We start from the raw sequence: 17175 nt of genomic DNA, 5'->3' as shown, positions 1-17175 counted from the left end.
ACCGCCGAGAGGCGTTCGGAAAGCACCGCAAATACCACCGAATCCCCTGCACAACAGGACAGTGACCGTACGGGTTAACGCATGCCCAAACTGCTCCGCGCCAGTGGCCGGCCGCCGCAAATGGTGCTCGGAAGCATGCCGCCTGCAAGCCTATCGCGCGCGCGAAGCCTAGCGATTCGATTCCCCTGCACCATAACGGTTTTCACGCACTCTAATTCGCTGTAGCACAAGGCCTTTCGGCTGCCCCAGCGTGGCCACCGCCGCGAAACCCCCAGACCCGTACAAACCCCGAGACACAGAACTACACGGCGAGGCGAGGTGGGCGGGGGGACCCCTGGAGGCCAGGGGGGTAGATCAGCCGCGGCGCAGAGCCGGATGAGCTTCCGGCTTGCGCTTCCACGCGTTGCGGCCGCGGATGCTTTCGCGCCGCGTCTTCGGCTCATGGCATGGCACGCAGTCAATGGAGCCGGGGCGCATGCCTCTGTGAAACAGAGGGGCGCCCCGGACCTCTCCAATTGTGTCATGCACGAGGCCACACCGGTGCGTACCGGCCATAGGTGCCGCGCGGATCACCGGCTAGATACCAGCGGTGCTGCAGCTCGGCGCGCGCAGCCATCTGAGCGCGCTGGTGCTCGACGGCCGCCGCACGCGACCTATGAGCAGACCACCCCGCACGGGCCAGCCGGTACAGCCCGTACACGGCCGCGATGGCCACCACCACCGCCGTCACATAGACGACCGCGGCCACGACGAGCACCAGGCCGATCAGCGGTGCGAGCATCCTCATGCTGGACAACGGTACTCGTTTGCAACTGCTCCGTATTTTCCCCGCATAAACGCCCGCGACACGCCGTGAACTTACCCGTATCTGGGCGTACCGAGCAACCGCGAGACACGATGGCGCGCAGCACTTTAACGAACAGTAGCGAACGTCTACGACCGCAGATTCGCCAAGCTGAATACGCGGGTTCGATTCCCGTCATCGGCTCTCACTTAACCAGGACATATCGCCTACGCCATAGTTCGGTCGCAAAGCCCCCGAACCCGTCGCGACCCCCGATTAGACCGATCGGTGACGCTGACGAGAGTCCAAAACCACTGTATGAACCGTCCCGCGTTTGATGCACACCTTCTTTCGAGGGAAGGTTGATTCCATCATGCCCAAGAAGTGCGACGACGAGTTCAATGCCCGCGCGGTCGCGAGATCCTGCAAGACCGCAGCAACTGGCCCGAGGCTGCCACCTGTCGCCGCGAAGTGTTCCGCTGGCTGGTCGCGACAACCTCACACGACGGCACTCCCGATGCCCCGCTATTCCAGCCCGGCCGCCTACGAAAAGAGCCACACACCCGCTACGCTGCCCGAAGCCGCGTAACCACAAATCCCGTGTCCACTACACGGGGGTCAAGGCCCCAAGAAGGTTGAACCAACAGAGGTGTGATTCAACTAAATAAGCTAATAAGTTGAATTTGGACCTTATGCGTCCACCTATGTTGAAGGTAGATCGGAACGTTCAACCTAACCGGCGTAAAGTTGAACGTATGGACGTAGACGCCGTGGGCCGCTCGCCCATCGGCACCCTTGTGCCAATCGGTGGAGTGGATCCCCGCACGATGGAAGAGTGGACGTACTGGGCGTATCTACCGGACCCACTCCCAGCAGTTCCTAACCTATCGCCGAGCGCCACGGCTGCTGCCGCAAGGGCCGCCATGGCCATCGCAAGACTTGATGAGGCCGTCGCTCAGCTACCAAGACCCGAGATATTGGTACGCCCAATCATCCGCCGCGAGGCCGCCAGTACATCCGCACTGGAAGGCACCTACGCAACCTTCCAGGAAGTTCTTGAGGCCGACTTCCTGCAAGACAGTCAGATGTCCTACGAACAGCGCGAGATCCGCAACTACGTGGAGGCGTCAGAGCTTGCCGTTCAGAACATAACTGAACGGCGAATCACGCGCAGCTTCCTCGGGGAGCTTCAGCGGGTCATCGTTCGCCGCACCAAGGGCGACACGGCCGACGCCGGAAACCTCCGCCCACACGAAGTTGCCATTGGTGCCGAGAATCGTCCGATCCACGAGGCTCGTTTCGTCCCGTGCCCTGCCGGAGATCACCTCATCGTTGGGGTAGCCACGTGGGAAGACTGGATCAACCAAAAGTCCGATCTGTTAATTGTCGCGAAGATGGCAATCGGCCACTATCAGTTCGAAACGCTTCATCCGTTCGGGGATGGCAATGGCCGACTCGGTCGCCTAATCTCATTGCTTCAGATCATGCAAACGGGCGAACTTCGTTGGCCCGTATTGAACATCGCACCCTGGTTTGAATCACGGAGGAAGCTGTATCAAGACGGCCTGCTCAACGTCACACTCTCGGGGGACTTCAGTCCATGGGTCGAGTTGTTCGCGGAAGCTGTGGAAGTCCAAGCCCGCGAGGGGCTTACGAAGATCCAAACTCTCTTGGCGATACGCGACCGAATGGTTACCGACCTGCGAGCGAAGGGGATGCGCGGGTCGCCAGTAGAGATCGCAGAAGTACTCATCGGATACCCGGTGATCGACGTTCCAACTGCGAAGCACCTGCTCGACAAGTCCTTTCAAGCGGCGAATCAGGCGGTTGGCAAACTGATAGAGCAAGGTATTCTGATGGAGATCACTGGCCGACGCCAGGACCGGATGTTTGTGGCACCTGAAATCCTACGAACGGTCAACGGGTGATATCAGAGCTTCGATACGTCACGAGAACGCGCCCGGACACATGTCGGCGTCACGGAGGTGTCACAACCCTCCACGATTCGGCTGGATCACCGTGAACTTAGCCTCGATCCACCGACTGACCTGGTTGTCTGCGGGGTGTCGGAACGAAGAAAGTGCCCTCTGAGCTGGGATGATTGGTGTTCTCGAGGCATCAATCGGGCCAGTTCAGAAAGGCACTTCCGGTGCAAGTTTCGCATAAGTTCTCCGCTGAGTCAGCAGTGTTCGACGACGGCGATCTCGTGTCGTCTGCTGGGGGGACTTGACCCCATGTGTTGGACACGCTCAATCCCGGGATGTTCCTGGGGGAAGCGAGATGATCCAACGCGATGGCAAGGAAAAACTATCCAGACGAGTTCAAGCGTGACGCGGTCGCGCTTTACCGGGACACCGAGGGTGCGACGATCACGGTGATCGCCGCCGAGCTCGGTGTCAGTGAGGCGACACTGTCGGCGTGGTGCAAGGCGGCCGGGGTGTCGATCCGGCGCTGTCGGTCGGCCTCGGCGGCGGCAGCGAGCCCGGGTTGCGAGACTGCGGAGCAGGAGCTGGCCCGGCTGCGGGCCGAGAACAAGGCGTTACGCGCCACGCAGGCCCTAGTGCCCGTGGCGGGGTGCTGCGTTACTACTGTGTAAATGCTGGGATACGCCAGTTTGTGCCTAAGTAGGTGCCTACTGGAATCGGTCCTTGCGACGTCTCATCCTTGACGGCACCGCCGTATGCGGCGCAGTGTGATTCTCGTCATACCACTGCTCGTATTGGGGAGAAAGGCGACAGCTTCCATGACCACCAAGGACAAATACACCGAAGTGCCAGAGCCGCTGTCCTGGGATGCCCCCAGCGGCGGCGATGCCCGCTTCACCTGGGAGTACGACGAGGGACGCGCCCGGCTCCTTTCTCTGTACCAAAAGGGCAAGGACAAGCAGTGGGATGCGCAGTCGCGCATCGACTGGTCCCAGGATGTCGACCCGATGAACCCGATCGGGCTGCCCGACGAGTTCCATCCCCTGTTCGGCAGCCCAATGTGGGACGCAGCCGACGAGGCACGCCGCGCCGAAATGCGCCAGCACTTCCAGTCGTGGCAGTTCTCGCAGTTCCTGCACGGCGAGCAGGGGGCGATGGTGTGCGCCGCAAAAATCGTCGAGATCGTCCCGGATCTGGACGCGAAGTTCTACGCGGCAACCCAGACCATGGACGAGGCCCGGCACGTCGAGGCATTCGGGCGGTTCCTCCAGGAGAAGGTCGACCTGGTCTACCCGATCAACACCCACCTGACCTCGCTGCTGGAAGACACCCTGCGCGACTCCCGCTGGGACATGCCCTACCTCGGCATGCAGGTCCTCATCGAAGGGCTCGCGCTGGCCGCGTTCGGGGTGTTGCGTGACATGGCGGCACCGGAATCATTGGCCAAGCAAGTGCTGGCCTACGTCATGCAGGACGAGGCCCGGCACGTCGCATTCGGCCGAATCTCGTTGAAGGACTACTACTCCGCGTTGACCGATGCCGAGCGGGCCGAGCGCGAAGAGTTCGTGGTGGACGCCTGCTACCTGATGCGAGACCGGTTCCGCGGTGAAGAGGTTTTCGAGACCCTCGGCATGGATGTCAAAGCCTGCGCCGAGTGGGTCGACACCTCGCCGCTGATGATCCAGTTCCGCTCACACCTGTTCAGCCGGATCGTGCCGATTGTCAAAGACATCGGCTTGTGGGGCGATAAGGTGCAGAAAGCCTTCCGGGACATGGGTGTTCACGATATGGCAGGCTTCGACATCGAGGCGCTGATGAAAGCCGACGAAGATCAGGCCGAAGATCTGGACAAGGCGCACGCCGAGATGGCCCACCGGGCTCTTGAGGTGGACGAGGCGATCGCGGCGGGCATCAGCTAACCGGCCGACCTACGAGCAGGGCTGCGTCACCACACCCGGACGTAGTCGACCAGCATATCCGCGGGGTAGTTACCCGTACGCGGATCGCCGCCGCCCGAGCCGCTTACGGCCAGGTTCAGTACCGGGAACATCCGGTAGTCGGGGAAGTTGAACGGCCAGTCGTCCAGGGAGTTCGCCGGGACGGTGAAGTACGGCTCGGCGCCGTCGACGTAGTCCTGCCAGAAGTACATCCCGGAGTCGTTCCACGTGACTCGCCAGGTATGCCAGTCGCCGTTCACCGGATGCGGCTGAGTCGCGAACGACGTACCGTCCAGCCGGGCGTGAACGGTTGTGCCGGAGGGCCATTCACCGTTGCCGTACCACTCGATGAGGTCGACTTCACCGCCCACTTCGGGATGGTCGTTCATCAGCCACCAGGCTGGCCAGGCCCCCGCAGTCAGGCAGTTCAACTTGATCCGGGCTTCCCAGGTGGTTCCGATTCCGCCCCACCAGTTTCCGACGACCTTGCCGCTGACGTACTTGTTGTTGTCGCGCGTTGCACGGATGACCAGGTTCGACTTGCCGTCCACGAAGACGTGCTGGCGATCGTCACGGTACTGCCCCATGTTTTCGGGCCGGTCCCAGAACACCGGGTTCTTGATGAGCTCGCGCCTCTGGGCGATGTGCCACTTTGCGGGGTCCGGGGCCGAGCCGGCCGGACCGTCGAACTCGTCATGGAACAGGTAGGCCGGGCCCGCAGCGTTGGCGGGCGGTGCTTGCGGGCGGGTTGGCGTGGCTCCCGCGACTGGCATGGGCAGCGCGGCGGCGACCGCTCCGAACCCCGCCATCAGCATCAAACTTCGACGATCAAAATCGGGCACCGGTAAACCATAGAGCCGAATACTCACGACTGAGGTACCTGGGTACGTTGCGGGCGCACCTTTGCCGTTAACCTTCCGCGGACACCTCGCTAAAAGGCATCCTGAACTGCATAAACGCATCGCCACGGATGGGCGAATTCGCCAGCAAACAGCTGTGCTGTCTCGCGACGGCGGGAGCGGGGTGTCTCCGCTGACGCGACGCTCGCCGAAGCGATGGCGAGGTCGACCGCCGGCACTCGCGCAACACCCGATGACCTCGGGATCTAGCCCGCATCCCATGGCCGCGGCAGGTTTCTGCACGCCCGCCGAGTAACGGGCCCGTCGAATAAGGGCAAGCATTCGGAACCGCGCCGTTCATTCTTTGGGGTGGTCCTGACCTGCCAGCTCGTCTAATATGCCCATGAACCAGCGAAGGGGTCAGCAAATGGGGTCGAATAAGTACGTCGGTTACGTCGGCGGGGTCGCCGTTGCGGTCGGTGTAGGCGCGGCAGTTGCTGCCGCGAGCCAGGGCGTAGCAAGCGCGGATACCGGCAAAGCCGATTCGTCGAGCGCGTCGGACTCGGCAAAGGCCAATGAGGGGCCAAAGAAGTCAGCGACGAGCAACACCAAGCACGGCAAGCCGGCAGCAAAGGTGAACGACAAGTCGAGCACCGCCGCTGCTTCCGACACCAAGTCCGCCTCGTCGACGCCGACAAGCGCCAAGACCACCGCAGTCGAATTCGAGGCCGCGCAGGTGCGCAGACTTCAGGGTCTGTTCACTGGACCGGCATCGGCCAGGCCGGCCGCAGCCACCGAGAGCGCTGCGAGCACCGAGGCCACCGACACCGAGGCCACCGACACCACGGCGACCAAAACCACTGCCGCCGCAGCCACAGTCAATCCCGCGACGGCGTTCTGGAACCCCTTCCGGTGGATGCCGCCGGAGCCCGCGCCGCAGGACATGCCGGGCCCGATCTGGACCCTCGAAGAGTCCTTCATCAAGATCTTCCCGAACCAGGTAAAGGCCGTCGCCCGTGAGGGATTCGAGCTCGGCTACCGTCTCACCCAGATGATTCCGTGGGTAAACGTCATCGTCCCGATCGCGAACATCATCACCGAGCTGCCGAAGGCCTTCGAGGGCGATAAAGCAGCTGCCCAGCGCGTCATCAACAACCTCATCGTCACGATCCAGCCGATCGCGGTCCTGTACTACGGCTACAACGAGCTCGCTGACGTCCTCAACCTGGAAGCGCCTGCCCTGAAGCTGCAGAGCTGGTTCATCGGCTCGCTGTGGAACCTCCTAGACCCGTTCGCATTACTGCACATCCGCGGTGAGTCCGGGTTGCCGCTATCGACGACGACCCCGCCGCCCGACCAGGTCACCCCGGAGGCGGAGGCCACCACCCAGCTTGTAGCGGCCGTGACGCCGTCGGCCAGCGACACCCCGTCGACCGACGAGGCGTCTAACCCGTTCCGGGCCGATGATCCCAAGCCGTACGGCATGCCCACCGCGGTGTACAGCGCCGAAAAGGCCTTGGTTGCACTCTTCCCCAGCGATGTGGGCCCTATTGTGCGTGAGCTCTACGAGGCCAACTGGCGAGTGTCGCAGATGGTTCCCGGCCTGAACGCCGTGATCCCGATCGCCGAGCTGCTGCCCGCGCTATACCAAGCCTCCCTAGGCCACAAGGACGCCGCGCAAGCGGCGATCAACAACGTGCTGCTGGCCACCACAGCCCTGTCGATTCTGTACTACGGCTTCGACGAGATCGCCGACCTGGCGAACATGGAAGTAGAGGGCCAAGCTCTCAAGGCACAGACCTTCGCCCAGGTGTGGGACGAGGCCGATCCCAAGGGTTACCTGCACGTGCTGGGCCACTCAGGTCTGAAAACCGCCTAAGGTCAACCGAACTCAGACGGTGCCGCCCGTGTATGAACACGAGCCGTGCCCGAACGGGATTGGGTTGTTCCAGTTGCCGACGCCGTAAGGGACGGACGGGTCGGTACCGCAGGGCACCAGCGGGTCTGGGCGTCCTGGGCCTCGGCGGGCTCGGGCATCTCGGCGTGCAGTGGGCCCGCGCCATGGGTTTGGAAACCATTGCGATCGCGCGCGGCGCAGGTAAGGCAGACGACGCTAAAGAACTCGGTGCGCGTGCGGCGGGCTGGTACCTCAGGGCGAGCTCGTGATCGTGGGTGCCACGTTCGATCCGCTGCCGATCACGCCGGGTGATCTGATCTTCGGCAATTACAGCGTGGTCGGGCATCCGTCGGGCACCTCGGCCGATGTGGAGGACACCCTGCATTTCGCCGTGCGGGCCCGTATCCAAGAGCTGCCGTTGGCGGACGCCGCCGAGGCCTACGCCGCTATGGACGAGGGCCATGCGCGCTATCGCATGGTCCTGACGGTGTAGCTACTCAGTCTCGTCGGGCTCGTCGTCGGCATTGCCATGCGCGTCGAGGACACTGACATCGATACCGTAGGGCAAGAATCGCACGCTGCGGTTGGCGTCAATGTTGCGCTTGTTGGCCCGCAGCGCGTCGAGTTCGCTCTGGTAGACCCGCTCGACGTGGGCTTTGCCGTCGGCGTCGGCGATGTAGATGGCCCACACCCCGTCACCGGCCTCGCCGGCGGTCTCCGGCTGCGACCGCGGCCGCGAGCGGCGGTTGAACTCGTCGAACAACACGCCGAGTCCGGCGCCTCCTCCTGAGGTGTACAGGAATCGGCCGAAGGCGTCCCGAAGACCCTCGCTGGCCTCACGCACCACACGATCGATATCGTCGGGATCGAACCCGAACGGCCCGTTGTTCTCCATAGCTGCCAGTGTGCGCGTAATTCCTGGTCCCGTCGAGAAAGTGAACTTCGCTGCCAGCGAAACCAGATGACCTTCTGCGGCCGGATCTGGCCGTTCATCGTAAGAGGTGCCGTAACGGTGCCGATCGGCGCAGCGGCCGAAGGCATCATCGGCAATGACCTGAATCTCGTTCTACCCAATGCGCAGAACACTCTTGAGGTCGCGGTCGTGCAGCTGATGGACGTCGTCAGCGGTCAGAGGACGCCCGGTGCCGCGCGGGGCACGATCCTGCAAGGCACTCATCCAATCACCAGGAACGTCAACGGTTCCCGTTGGGGCCCATGGTCTTGTGCAGGTCGCCACTGTCGAGAGCGTCAACGTCATCTCCGCGATGGCGTTCCAGGCATTCGAGACAACCTTGTTGGGAGTCGTGCAGTCTGCCAACGCCACCGCAATCGCCAGTATCAGAGCCGCAGCAGGACAACCGGTTTCAGCCGCGGTACAGGCTCAGCGGCAAGTCGGCCATGGTGACAAAGCCGGCAGGGGCACAACACACCGGGCCAATGGCGTTCATAGCCTGCATCGCGGTCGCCACGCTGGCCGATCGGACATGCTCTGCCAGCGGAAGGTCACGGCGAAAGCTGGCCAGCGTCATCAGATGTGCTTGCATCGACGGGGTGCCTTCGATGGTGACCGTCCAGCCATGCTGGGGTGTAGGCCAGTGCTTTGGTTGCGGTTCACCGACAGTCCACAGGGTTTCGACCTCGATGACGGGCTCACCGTTTCGCAGTCCGGCCCACCGCCAATGCTGACCCGCGACGGTACCGGCACGCAGCACGCGGCCACACACATCGCGATCGGCGCTGGCCGGAATCACTTCCAGGTCGGTGGTGACCTGGTCGACTCCGAGGTTCAGTGCGTCGCCGAGCAGCCAAACCTGTTCCTGGAAGAGCTGACTGGTGAACCGCAACCCATCGGTCTGGGCGTCGACTTCGTCGATCGAGCTACCGAAATGCATCTGGTCGAAGGTGATCTCCACACTGTCGTAGACCGACCAGTCGGCCCGCTCCTGCACCTTGATATGTTCGACGGCCCGGGACATCCCGGCGAGCGCCAGCGGGACAACGACACCCAAGTTCCCGGGATTCAGTCCGGTGCCGTGCAGCGATGTATCGCCGTCGATGCACGCCTGCCGGAGTCGATCGCGATCGCCCGGTGCCATCCGGGCGGGATGGAACGCGAACGCGGTCGTGACCAGGTTTGCCCCGGACGCCAGGATGGCGACCGCGTCGTCGACCGACGGGTGGCGCGGTGCGTAGAGGACGGCGTCGACGTCAGCGGTGTCCACCTCGATGGCGGCAGTGACTCCGATCGGTTCACCTCCGGCCAGCACACCGGCGTCGATCCCGACCTTGTCCGTCGAATAGACCTTGACTCCAACCAATTCCAGGTCTGGATGGCCGACGATGCCGCGGATGGCTTCGGCGCCCACCGCCCCAGTGCCCCATTGCACGACGCGTCGGGCCACCGGCTATACCACCGTCAGCGGGAGGGAACGACGCTCTTCGAACTGGAACGTGACGCCGTGGCTGAATCGGGTGACCTCGACCTCGGGCGATTCCTTGACCGCCGTGTCGGTCTTCTCGAATTCGGCGGTCCAGTCGTCGCTGGTTCCCGAGATCTGCACCACGATGTGCGGGTCGATAGCGGTGGCGATCGCCTGCAACGGGCCCGGGGATGCCGGGGAGCACAGCGACACCCAGGACGCGTCGTCGTGCGACGGCGAGGGATGCACGTGCAGCCGGCCACCCTCGACCTCGGCGACGGCGTAACCGGCGGGGTTGAACAGCGGGTGCAGTTCGAGAACCTTGGCCAGCCCGTCGAAATCGTTGGGCAGCTTGAGGGCTCGCTGGATCCGTTCGGCCGCGACCCCGGCGATGCCGGTCAGCTGCTTGGTGCAGATTTGCGTAGCCAGTTCGGTGTCGTCGCCGGCCCGAGCCCGAACCGCGATGCCGAACGACAGGTTCAACAAGTGCATCTGCAGCACCACTTCGTCGGCGATGCGCACGAGCGCAGAGTGCGAGAACGCCCCGAAGTCGACGTCGGACAGCAGCGGACCTGAATAGTCCGGCGCGCCTTCGTCATCCGGATCGATGGGAGCGAGTTCCCAGTTGGCAGCGTTGGATTGAGCCACAATGTCCAGCGCCGGGATACTGCTCACCTCGGGGTAGGACTCGTCGATGATGACGGTCCACGCACAGTGCGGCGTGCGGTCCACCGGGGTACGCGGCGGACGGTGGATGGGGCGCACCTGCGCCTTGGCGTTGGTGGCCACGGCGGTAGCGTCGAATGTGGGGTCTTCGATGTCATGGCACATGCCGCGCACGTAGTCCTCGCCCATCGGCTCGACGTCGAGCAGGGCACCGCAGTGGTCGAGGTGGAACTCGCCGTGCCAGCGGTCGTGGACGGTGTAGCGGAAGTCCATGAACTGCGGCGGAGCGCCGATGTCGAGCTGCAGGCCTTTGAAAATGGTGATGATGTCGACACCCTCGTACTTCAGTGCTTTCTGCATGCGCCGGGTGTAGAGCGGGCTGGAACCGGCCCACTCCTCGATCGCGATCTGCAACATTTCGGGCCGGCCGAAGGCCTGGATGCACCAGGCCATGCCGGAGCGGTCAATGATCTGTCCGATCAGCAGCAGTTCCGGCACGAGGGTGGCGAGTTCTGCCCGGGACAACTGGGCGTATCGGCTGAGGGGCTGGCTCATACGCGAAACATAGTCGGCTCAATGTTATAAAGTCAACGATGTGAAGGCGCTCGGCACCCCTCCCACGCGACAAACTCAGGCGCCGCGTAAGCGGGGCGATGACACCCGCGCGTTGATCATTGATGAGACGGTCCGCTGCGTGGTCGAAGAGGGCTTCCCATCCGCGACGGCCAAGCATGTGGCCGAGCGCGCCGGGGTCACCTGGGGTGTGATCCAGTATCACTTCGGTGACCGCAATGGCCTGCTGATGGCGGTTGTCGACGAGGGGGTGGCCGCGCTGCTCAAGAGCCTCGGCGAGGCCGACGTCGCCGATCTGGGGTTGCGGGAACGGATCGAGGTCGTCGTCGATACCGCGTTCCGCTGTTACAGCAGCCCCACCTCGCTGGCGGCCTTCGAGATCCTGCGTGCCACCCGCGGCACCCTCGGCGACAGCGCCAAACGCCACCTGCTGGAGATGAATACGGCTATCAACCAACTCGGCCGACTCGTCTCCGACGACCCTGTTGTGGCAGAGGTGATTTGGTCATCACTGCGCGGAATGGTGTTGGTCGAGATGATCGTCGACTCGCACCTTGAGTGGCAACGCGAGCGTCAGCTACTCGTCGACATGGTCACCAAATACCTCCAGGGCTGAGACCGGATGGCGGTGCGCGGAAAGCGATCGCCGTCACACCTGTAGCGAAACTCACACGGCCAAAGTTGATTTACCTGAAATTAACAAGGACGATCGAGTAGTTCCACAAGCTGGCGATCCCAGATTTCGGAACGTCAATAGCAACACACCCCTGACGAACCGGGGGTTATCTAGGAGTTGAGAACACAATGTCGATTGCGCAGTTCCGCAACGATATGAAGCGGGCCATGACCCGTCGCCGCCTGTACGCACGGATCAACGCGCTGCCCCCGTCAACGGTGCGCGAAGAGCTCGTCGCCATCGCCCAGCGCTACGAAGACGCCGGCCACTAGCCGCCTTCCTCGTTGTCCGGGAACGGTTTTCGCATCACCGCGCCGGCCACCGCGCCGACGATGATCAGTGCGATACCCCGGCCGAGAATGAATCGCTGACCCAACCGGCGATCCCGATGCCGATCACAAAGCCGGGAAGCCAGTCCAAAAGCTTTCCGAATGATGTTGGAATCTAAGATGATTCGCCGATTGTGGCCAGGAACTTCGCCCGCGCGTAGTCGGGATAGAACTCGGTGACCCCAACGGCGACCAGGGTGACCGCGAGTTGAACGATTCAGCCGGTCAAGAAGTTGTCGCCGTCGCGCAACACAGCGTCGCCGAATGACCCGACGGCCGTGTTGATCAGGAACGCACCGGCCCACACCGCGCTGAGGATGTAGTTGACCCGCACGATCAGCGGGCTGTCCCAGTGCTCGGGGTCGACGTTGTCGCGGGCGTAGGAGATCGTGAACGGGCGGCGGATCACAATGGTGGCCAGCGGGTAGGCGGCCAGTGCGCCGTTGCTGATCTCGCCGGCCCAGAGTTCCAGCCAGGTGACCAGCGTCGGGGAACCCAGAATTCCCACGCCGACGAAGACCGCGAAGACCACCGCGCCAAAGACTTCGAGGGAATGCACCTTGATGCCGCGGCAGCTGCCGACCCACATCACGATCAGCGTCAGCGCGGCCGCAGCGGACTGCCCGAAGCGGCCGGGTCCGGACATGATGGCCATGAGGATCCAGGGCGCGATGCCGGGGAACGGCGAGCGCAGGAAGGGTTCGATGAACTTGGTCTGTTGGACCGTGGCGTCGGGCTTGTCCGGTTCGGCCATGGGCCCATCGTCACCGGGACAACTTTCCCTGGCGACACATTCGGTGTGCTGCAATGTCCGGCATGGCTGATGCGGAAGCAATCGAAGCGATCAAACAGGTGAAGTACCGCTACATGCGCGCGTTGGACACCAAGCATTGGGACGACTTCGCCGACACCCTGACCGAGGACATCATCGGCGATTACGGCTCGTCGCTGGGCGAGGAGCACCACTTCACCAACCGCAAGGATCTGGTGGACTTCATGGAGCGCTCGATGCCGGCCGGCGTGCTCACCGAGCATCGTGTCACGCATCCGGAGATCTCCGTCGATGGCGACGAGGCCGAAGCCATTTGGTACCTGCAGGACCGGGTGATCGTGCCGGAGTACAACTTCATGTTGATGGGGGCCGGCTTCTACCGCGACCGCTATCGCAAGACGCCGGACGGCTGGAAGATCAGCAAGACCGGATACGACCGCACCTATGAGATCACGCAGTCGACGGAGAACCTGAACTTCACGGCCACCGCGGGCAAGGCTGTCGCCACCTTCACTGGCTAGTGATGCGCCGCCGAGCGTGCGGCTTGTCGATGATGATCCGCTGCGGGGTCGACGACAACCCGCACGGTCGGCGCGTTACTTGGCGACGGCGATCAGCGCGCCGGGCTGCAGCCACTGCATGATCTTGACCAACGTGGCGTCATCGAGAGAGACGCAGCCCGCGGTCGGGCCGCCGTCGGTGGTGTGGACGAAGAAGGCACCGCCGTTGCCGGGCACGCGAGCCTTGTTCACGCCCATCACGATGGCGTGGGCGTACTGCGGGATGTCGAGGTTCTCGGTGCCGCTGGCCGGATTGGTGTCGAACGCGCAATCAGCTTTTTTGCAGACCTGCATGGTGTTGTAGGTCGGGCTCTTCATGTCGCCGTCCCACCAGTGGTCCGGGGTGACCTGGACGTACGGAAGGCCGCCGCCCGGGTTGGGTTTGGTGCCGAAGGCGAAGTCGAGGGTGAAGATGCCCATCGGCGTTTTCGATTCGCCGTCGTGGGATTGCGGGACCATGCCGTTGGCGCCGACGTGGGTGGGGACGCCGACCAGGACGGGCTGCCAGCCATTGGCACCGCGCTGCCAGACGTCCATCTTGGCGGTGGCTCCGCCGGTGCTGACGACGGATAGGACCTGGGTGGCGTTGCCGACGTTGGGCTGAAACCACGGAGTTTCGGCGTGGCTGGGTGGGGCTGAGGATAGCGCCAGCAGTGCCGCGGTGAAGGCAGCACAGGTCGAGACGACGATTCGGCGCATCGATTCATGGTGTCTGGGAAGTTCCTGACGGGTCAAGTCAAGGTTGGGCCACGGTTAGGTCTGGGCCAGCTAACGATGCGTGGAGCATTGGTGCGATTTGACATCGGCCCAGGGCACCCGTGAACTGCGCGTAAGGGCTGGTCGGAGGGGGCATTGAAACGCCCTGGAAATCCCGGAGGCTCCTGACCTTGGAAACGAGGATGCAGGTATGCCGAAGGAACAGTCTGCCGGGAAGCCCACGGCGCGTCGTTACAGCCCGGAGGAGAAGGCCGCTGCGGTGCGGATGGTCCGGGCTCTGCGTGCCGAGTTGGGGACCGAGCAGGGAACCGTGTCGCGGGTGGCCCGCCAACTCGGCTACGGGGTGGAGTCGGTGCGGTCCTGGGTGCGCCAAGCCGATATTGACGAGGGATGCGCTCCGGGAGTGTCTGTCAGCGGTCACGTAATTCCCCAGGTCTGAGGGGTTGTCCGTCACGTAATTCCTCACCCTCGGTCACGTAATTCCCCACCCCGTGGGGCGTGTCCGGTGGGGGTTGGGGCGCTGTTCAGGTTCGCTCCGTTCAGGTGCCCCGCCAGGGGTCCTGGAAGGGGCCTTGAGTGGCGAGGAGATCGTGGGACGTGACTGATTTCGTGGAGATGTTCCGGCACTGGAATGCCGGCCGATCCCAGGTGCAGATCAATGAGGCGCTGGGCATCGACCGCAAGACCATCCGCAGTATCTGGCCCCGGCGCTGGCCGAGGGTCTGGCACCGTGCCCGGAGGAGTTTGACGAGCAGCTATGGCGGGCACGCATCGGGCGTTGGTTTCCCGAGCTCATCGATCCGGTGGCGCGGGCACTGACATGGCCCCAGATCGCCGTGCATCACCAGTGGATCGCCGAGCAGCTGAAGGTTCCGGTGACAGTGGCGACCATCGCGCAGCGCCTCCGCGACGACCATCATGTGGATGTGTCCGAATCGACGGTACGTCGTTACGTGGCAACCGCTTTCGCCGAGGAGCGACTCGAAGGCAAAGTCACGGTACCCCGCGGTGCGGTCGAACCCGGCAGTGAAGCGCAGATCGACTACGGCAAGCTCGGGATGTGGTGGGACCCGCAATCGGGCGCCGCGTCGCGGTGTGGGTATTCGCGATGATCCTGTCGTGTTCACGGGCGTTGTTCGTCCAACCGGTGTTGCGGATGGATCAAACATCCTGGAATGCCTCGCATGTCGCGGCGTTCGAGTTCTTCGGCGGCGTGCCGGCGCGGCTGGTGTGCGACAACCTCAAGACCGGAGTCGAGCGACCCGACCTCTACGATCCGCTGATCAATCCGGCCTACGGCGAGCTCGCCGCGCACTACGGCACCCTGATCGATCCGGCGCGAGCCCGCAAGCCGAAGGACAAACCTCGCATCGAGCGGCCGATGCCCTACATTCGGGACTCGTTCTTCGCCGCCGCGAGTTCACCTCGCTGGCCCAGATGCAGGCCGAGGCGATCAGGTGGTCCACGCAGGTATACGGGGTCCACAAGCACCGCGGTCTGGATGGGCAGACCCCGGCGTCGGTGTTCGCAGCGATCGAACGCGATGCGCTGATGGCGTTGCCGCCCAGAGTGTTTGAGTCGGTTATCTACTCGATCGGGCGGGTCGCCGCGGATTGCCACGTCAAGTCCGGCAAGGCGCTGTACTCGGTGCCGTGGCGGCTGATCGGCCAGCAGGTCACCGCCCGCACCGCCGGTGACGTCGTGCAGATCTTCCACAGCGGGACCGTGGTCGCGACTCACGTGCTGCATCTGGCGGGCCGCTCGACCAATGTCGAGCACTACCCGCCCCACAAGATCGCCCACACCCTGCGCACCGTGACGTGGTGCCGCACCCAGGCCGAGCAGATCGGGCCCGGCGCCGTCGCGGTCGTCGCCGAATTGTCCACGGTCAACGCCATCCACCGGCTCCGCGCCATCCAGGGGATCATCCGCCTGCGCGAGAAGTACGGCGATCGTCGACTGGACGCGGCCTGCACTCGAGCACTGCAGGTCGGGGACCCCGGCTATCGCACCGTCAAAGGCATCCTGGTCGCCGGCACCGAAGCAGACCATGCCTCGCCCGCCGTCGTCCCGCCACCACCGGCGATGCTGCGAGGACCTGACGCGTTCGACACCGACCTCACTGCCTGAGCGCACGAAAACACCTCCACTGCAACCACTTCAACTCCAAGGACATAGTCATGACCATTCACGATCCCAGCCTGCGGGCCGCACTGAAGACCCTCAAACTGACCGGCATGCTCGACACCCTCGATGCCCGCCTGGCTCAAACCCGCGACGGGAAACTCGGACACCTGGAATTCCTCCAAGTACTCTGCGAAGACGAAATCGCCCGCCGGGAGACCGCCGCCCTGGCCCGACGGGTCCGCCGCGCCCGCTTCGAACAGCCCAACACCTTCGAGGACTTCGACTTCACCGTCAGCCCGAAACTGCCCGCTGCGATGCTGCGCGACCTGGCCGCGTTGCGCTGGCTCGAGGCCGGTGAATCAGTGATTCTCTACGGACCCGTCGGAGTCGGGAAAACCCATGTGGCACAGGCACTCGGGCATCAAGTCGCACTCCGCGGCGGCGACATCCGCTTCGTCAAATGCTCCCGCATGCTCGCCGACCTCGCCGGCGGCCACGCCGACCGCACCATCGGACAACGCATGCGCGAATACACCCGCCCCCTGGTCCTGATCGTCGATGACTTCGCGATGCGTGAGCACACCCCCACCCAAAGCGACGACCTCTACGACCTTGTCTCCGACCGCGCCATCGCCGCCAAGCCCCTGATCCTGACCAGCAACCGGGCCCCGAAGGACTGGTACCCGCTGTTTCCGAACCCGGTCGTGGCCGAATCGCTGCTCGACCGACTCATCAACACCAGCCACCAAGTCCTCATGGACGGCCCGTCCTACCGACCCCGGAAACGACCCGGCACCAAGACCAATGCCGTTAACTTTAGCGTCGTCGCAGGTCAGCGGGATTAGGATCGAAAGCTGTTGCTGTAGAGCGTGTTCAGTGGATGTGAACGGTGCCGATCGAGCGAAGGTGATGTGTTGGCCGGCACGTTCTTCGCGCCTCAGATTGGCTCCTAG

15 protein-coding genes and 3 pseudogenes are annotated in these 17175 nt (G+C 63.6%); 11 read left to right on the top strand and 7 right to left on the bottom strand.

All coding sequences use genetic code 11. From position 1 onward, the window contains the following. Positions 1-520 precede the first annotated feature (520 nt). Positions 521-787, bottom strand: a complete 267-nt coding sequence (locus tag G6N13_RS10015) for a hypothetical protein (protein WP_163696657.1) — start codon at positions 785-787, stop codon at positions 521-523. 752 nt (positions 788-1539) lie between these two features. Between G6N13_RS10015 and G6N13_RS10010 the strand changes: the two genes are divergently transcribed. From G6N13_RS10010 to G6N13_RS10000, 3 genes are all read left to right on the top strand, one after another. Beyond that, complete coding sequence (locus tag G6N13_RS10010; RefSeq protein ID WP_163696655.1) at positions 1540-2712, top strand: Fic family protein; 1173 nt, start codon at positions 1540-1542, stop codon at positions 2710-2712. A gap of 365 nt (positions 2713-3077) precedes the next feature. Continuing rightward, positions 3078-3380: a transposase gene (locus G6N13_RS10005; protein WP_163696653.1), complete on the top strand. Its 303-nt coding sequence runs from the start codon at positions 3078-3080 to the stop codon at positions 3378-3380. A gap of 147 nt (positions 3381-3527) precedes the next feature. Further along, on the top strand, positions 3528-4628 hold the full coding sequence (locus G6N13_RS10000; protein WP_163696651.1) for a ferritin-like domain-containing protein: 1101 nt from the start codon (positions 3528-3530) through the stop codon (positions 4626-4628). Between the two features lie 26 nt (positions 4629-4654). Here G6N13_RS10000 and G6N13_RS09995 read toward each other — a convergent pair whose 3' ends face one another. Further along, the gene (locus tag G6N13_RS09995) at positions 4655-5461 is read right to left on the bottom strand and encodes a glycoside hydrolase family 16 protein (RefSeq protein ID WP_163701948.1); all 807 of its coding nucleotides are present in this window, start codon (positions 5459-5461) and stop codon (positions 4655-4657) included. A 451-nt stretch (positions 5462-5912) separates the two neighbouring features. On the opposite strand from G6N13_RS09995, the gene G6N13_RS09990 reads away from it, so the two are divergent. Further along, positions 5913-7364, top strand: a complete 1452-nt coding sequence (locus G6N13_RS09990; RefSeq protein WP_163696649.1) for a hypothetical protein — start codon at positions 5913-5915, stop codon at positions 7362-7364. Positions 7365-7465: 101 nt separating this feature from the next. Next, positions 7466-7875 (top strand): annotated as a pseudogene (locus G6N13_RS09985) (alcohol dehydrogenase); the annotation flags it as partial. Here G6N13_RS09985 and G6N13_RS09980 read toward each other — a convergent pair. The 3 genes from G6N13_RS09980 to G6N13_RS09970 all read right to left on the bottom strand — a co-directional run bounded on the left by G6N13_RS09980 (position 7876) and on the right by G6N13_RS09970 (position 11023). Beyond that, positions 7876-8277, bottom strand: a complete 402-nt coding sequence (locus tag G6N13_RS09980) for an Rv0313 family protein (RefSeq protein ID WP_163696647.1) — start codon at positions 8275-8277, stop codon at positions 7876-7878. It lies immediately after the preceding pseudogene. A 469-nt stretch (positions 8278-8746) separates the two neighbouring features. Next, a complete protein-coding gene (locus G6N13_RS09975; protein WP_163696645.1) occupies positions 8747-9784 on the bottom strand; it encodes an NAD(P)H-dependent amine dehydrogenase family protein in 1038 nt (345 codons plus the stop codon). A 3-nt stretch (positions 9785-9787) separates the two neighbouring features. After that, a complete protein-coding gene (locus G6N13_RS09970; protein ID WP_163696643.1) occupies positions 9788-11023 on the bottom strand; it encodes a hypothetical protein in 1236 nt (411 codons plus the stop codon). Between the two features lie 40 nt (positions 11024-11063). Here G6N13_RS09970 and G6N13_RS09965 point away from each other — a divergent pair, with 40 nt between their 5' ends. Together G6N13_RS09965 and G6N13_RS24105 are read left to right on the top strand one after the other, a co-directional pair. Beyond that, complete coding sequence (locus tag G6N13_RS09965) at positions 11064-11657, top strand: TetR/AcrR family transcriptional regulator (protein WP_163696641.1); 594 nt, start codon at positions 11064-11066, stop codon at positions 11655-11657. A gap of 188 nt (positions 11658-11845) precedes the next feature. Beyond that, positions 11846-11989, top strand: a complete 144-nt coding sequence (locus tag G6N13_RS24105) for a hypothetical protein (RefSeq protein ID WP_170310446.1) — start codon at positions 11846-11848, stop codon at positions 11987-11989. Between the two features lie 274 nt (positions 11990-12263). Here G6N13_RS24105 and G6N13_RS09960 read toward each other — a convergent pair whose 3' ends face one another. Then, complete coding sequence (locus G6N13_RS09960) at positions 12264-12800, bottom strand: hypothetical protein (RefSeq protein WP_235677987.1); 537 nt, start codon at positions 12798-12800, stop codon at positions 12264-12266. Positions 12801-12853: 53 nt separating this feature from the next. On the opposite strand from G6N13_RS09960, the gene G6N13_RS09955 reads away from it, so the two are divergent. Next, positions 12854-13339, top strand: a complete 486-nt coding sequence (locus G6N13_RS09955) for a nuclear transport factor 2 family protein (protein WP_163696639.1) — start codon at positions 12854-12856, stop codon at positions 13337-13339. 75 nt (positions 13340-13414) lie between these two features. On the opposite strand, the gene G6N13_RS09950 is transcribed toward G6N13_RS09955, so the two are convergent. Next, positions 13415-14077 (bottom strand): L,D-transpeptidase family protein, encoded by a 663-nt coding sequence (locus G6N13_RS09950; RefSeq protein ID WP_163696636.1) that lies wholly within the window; start codon positions 14075-14077, stop codon positions 13415-13417. A 208-nt stretch (positions 14078-14285) separates the two neighbouring features. On the opposite strand from G6N13_RS09950, the pseudogene G6N13_RS09945 reads away from it, so the two are divergent. The 3 genes and pseudogenes from G6N13_RS09945 to istB form a co-directional block, all read left to right on the top strand. Continuing rightward, a pseudogene (locus G6N13_RS09945) lies at positions 14286-14510 on the top strand (transposase); the annotation flags it as partial. Positions 14511-14692: 182 nt separating this feature from the next. Next, positions 14693-16225: pseudogene (gene istA, locus G6N13_RS09940) on the top strand (IS21 family transposase). A gap of 50 nt (positions 16226-16275) precedes the next feature. Further along, positions 16276-17067, top strand: a complete 792-nt coding sequence (gene istB, locus G6N13_RS09935) for an IS21-like element helper ATPase IstB (protein WP_163696634.1) — start codon at positions 16276-16278, stop codon at positions 17065-17067. Positions 17068-17175 lie beyond the last annotated feature (108 nt).

This window comes from Mycolicibacterium sarraceniae (assembly GCF_010731875.1).
In the GTDB taxonomy this organism is placed as follows: domain Bacteria; phylum Actinomycetota; class Actinomycetes; order Mycobacteriales; family Mycobacteriaceae; genus Mycobacterium; species Mycobacterium sarraceniae.
Note: the sequence above shows the minus strand (reverse complement) of the source record. Positions and strands in the feature narration are given on the sequence as shown.

Excerpts from the sequence above, each read along its gene's own strand:
- G6N13_RS09960 (WP_235677987.1), bottom strand. The coding sequence starts at position 12,800 with ATGGCCGAACCGGACAAGCCCGACGCCACGGTCCAACAGACCAAGTTC.
- G6N13_RS09980 (WP_163696647.1), bottom strand. The coding sequence starts at position 8,277 with ATGGAGAACAACGGGCCGTTCGGGTTCGATCCCGACGATATCGATCGT.
- G6N13_RS09995 (WP_163701948.1), bottom strand. The coding sequence starts at position 5,461 with ATGCTGATGGCGGGGTTCGGAGCGGTCGCCGCCGCGCTGCCCATGCCA.
- G6N13_RS24105 (WP_170310446.1), top strand. The coding sequence starts at position 11,846 with ATGTCGATTGCGCAGTTCCGCAACGATATGAAGCGGGCCATGACCCGT.
- G6N13_RS09990 (WP_163696649.1), top strand. The coding sequence starts at position 5,913 with ATGGGGTCGAATAAGTACGTCGGTTACGTCGGCGGGGTCGCCGTTGCG.
- G6N13_RS09955 (WP_163696639.1), top strand. The coding sequence starts at position 12,854 with ATGTCCGGCATGGCTGATGCGGAAGCAATCGAAGCGATCAAACAGGTG.
- G6N13_RS10010 (WP_163696655.1), top strand. The coding sequence starts at position 1,540 with ATGGACGTAGACGCCGTGGGCCGCTCGCCCATCGGCACCCTTGTGCCA.
- G6N13_RS10000 (WP_163696651.1), top strand. The coding sequence starts at position 3,528 with ATGACCACCAAGGACAAATACACCGAAGTGCCAGAGCCGCTGTCCTGG.
- G6N13_RS10015 (WP_163696657.1), bottom strand. The coding sequence starts at position 787 with ATGAGGATGCTCGCACCGCTGATCGGCCTGGTGCTCGTCGTGGCCGCG.
- G6N13_RS09950 (WP_163696636.1), bottom strand. The coding sequence starts at position 14,077 with ATGCGCCGAATCGTCGTCTCGACCTGTGCTGCCTTCACCGCGGCACTG.
- G6N13_RS10005 (WP_163696653.1), top strand. The coding sequence starts at position 3,078 with ATGGCAAGGAAAAACTATCCAGACGAGTTCAAGCGTGACGCGGTCGCG.
- G6N13_RS09970 (WP_163696643.1), bottom strand. The coding sequence starts at position 11,023 with ATGAGCCAGCCCCTCAGCCGATACGCCCAGTTGTCCCGGGCAGAACTC.
- istB (WP_163696634.1), top strand. The coding sequence starts at position 16,276 with ATGACCATTCACGATCCCAGCCTGCGGGCCGCACTGAAGACCCTCAAA.